Origin of the sequence: Rhodovulum sp. (assembly GCF_011048875.1) — a bacterium.
Classification (GTDB): Bacteria; Pseudomonadota; Alphaproteobacteria; order Rhodobacterales; family Rhodobacteraceae; genus Rhodovulum; species Rhodovulum tesquicola.
In genome coordinates this window covers 1-1,838 of sequence record NZ_DSDD01000268.1, presented here as the reverse complement: position 1 = coordinate 1,838, position 1,838 = coordinate 1, and the positions used below count along the sequence as shown (strand labels likewise).

Sequence of the window (1,838 nt, the reverse complement as noted above, 5' to 3'; positions counted from 1 at the left end):
GTTTCTCGCAACGACCTGCGGCAAAGGGCATGCAATACTCGGGATGATCTTCCTGGTCGAAACCGACAAGCAAGGCCAGGGAGGGCGCGAGCGGTCTTGCGACCCAAGCGTCCGGAAGAAGATAGCGTTGCTCCATGCATGCCGCTCCGCTGTGCGGCGCCATGGAGGCGCCTTTGATTAATTCCAAGTTGTCAACCTGCCTTTTCAGTCAGGTCTTGCCTTTTTATATGGTCAAATCGACGCAGAGGCAAATGCCTATGACAAGGAATCGCGGGTTCCGTTACGGCCGTTTACGATCAGCGACGCGAAGGAGCCGTACATGACCGCCGAACTTGCCCCGTCGATCATCGCGGGGGTGCCGCTTCCGGTGGTGTTGATCGATCGCAGCGAACGCGTGCAGGCAATGAATGCGCCCGCCACGCAGCTTTTCGGCGCGGCGGGTGCGGGGCGGCATTACATCACGGTTCTGCGCCAGCCTGCGCTGCTGGACTGCGTCGAAGAGGCGTTGCGCCTGCGCCAGTCTCGCAAGGTGTGCTACCTGACCACCGAGGTCGCACGCGAGGTCACCTACGAGGTTACCGCAAACCCGCTGGGCCCCGATGGCGATTCGGGCGTCGTTGTCGTCTTCACCGACGTCACCGAACGCGAGCAGATGGGTCAGATCCGGCGCGATTTCGTGGCCAATGTCAGCCACGAGTTGAAGACGCCGCTGACCGCGCTGCTGGGCTTCATCGAGACACTTCAGGGGCCCGCACGGGACGATGCCGCGGCGCGTGGGCGCTTTCTCGAGATCATGGGACGCGAGGCGAAGCGGATGAACCGGCTGGTCAGCGACCTTTTGTCGCTCAGCCGGGTCGAGGCCGAGGAGCGCATGCGTCCGGGCGCGCGGGTGGATGTCGCCGCGCTGTTGCGCAGTTCGGTTCAGACCCTGCGCCCGCTTGCCTCTGATTCGGGGGTCGAGATCGCCCTCGAAGGCGCGGACAGTCCGGTCCATGTGCTGGGTGATCCCGACCAGCTCACCCAGGTTTTCCACAACCTGATCGAGAACGGCATCAAATATGGCGGATCGGGTGGCAGCCTCGTGGTGCGCATGACGCAAAGCGAGCGCGAACTGGCGTTCCGCGGTCCCGGCGTGCAGATCGACGTGATCGACCATGGCGAAGGCTTCGACCCGGTGCATATCCCGCGGCTGACAGAACGGTTCTACCGGGTCGACAGCCACCGCTCGCGCGAGATGGGCGGCACGGGGCTTGGCCTTGCCATCGTCAAGCATATCGTGAACCGTCACCGCGGCCGGTTCCGGATCGAGAGCGTCGAGGGCAAAGGCAGCACCTTCACCGTCTTCCTGCCGGTCGGCTGACCGGCGCCCGGGGGGCAGGAAGCCGTCGCGGCGTCCCACGCCGCACAGTCCTCCCAAGCCTACATATCGAAGTCCGATAATCAGTATTATGTAAAGTTAATCTGTTGCCGACGCCTCTCGATACTCGGTCCCAACAGATAGCCATACCGAGCATATTCAAAGTGAAATCAGTTGCCTGTCTCGCAATCTTCACGTCGACCGAGCCCCACCCCGATTTTGGCGTGCCCCGCCGTCATCGTCGCGACGACCAAAGCGCCACCGCAGCGGCGCCGAACCGGCGAACCGGCATGTGGCATGCGCGGCGACGGGCGCTGCCTCTCGACATGCCGGGGAAGCCTGGTGTAAACATCCGGATCGTCCGGGGATTGCGGCGCCCGGAGGTTCTGGCGGATCATCTCGACGACCTTGACCCGCGAACCCCGAGCTTCCGCGTTCCCGCATTCACGGAGGTGCCATGCCACTCGAGCATCTCAAGACC

At 63.3% G+C, this 1,838-nt stretch carries 1 protein-coding gene; it reads left to right on the top strand.

The window, feature by feature from the left end; all coding sequences use genetic code 11:
* Positions 1-319 precede the first annotated feature (319 nt).
* Positions 320-1,360 carry an ATP-binding protein gene (locus ENN83_RS09365; protein ID WP_287186217.1) on the top strand — a complete coding sequence of 347 codons (1,041 nt, stop codon included), beginning with the start codon at positions 320-322 and terminating at the stop codon, positions 1,358-1,360.
* Positions 1,361-1,838 lie beyond the last annotated feature (478 nt).

Coding starts and splice junctions, on each gene's coding strand:
- ENN83_RS09365 (WP_287186217.1), top strand. CDS start 320: ATGACCGCCGAACTTGCCCCGTCGATCATCGCGGGGGTGCCGCTTCCG.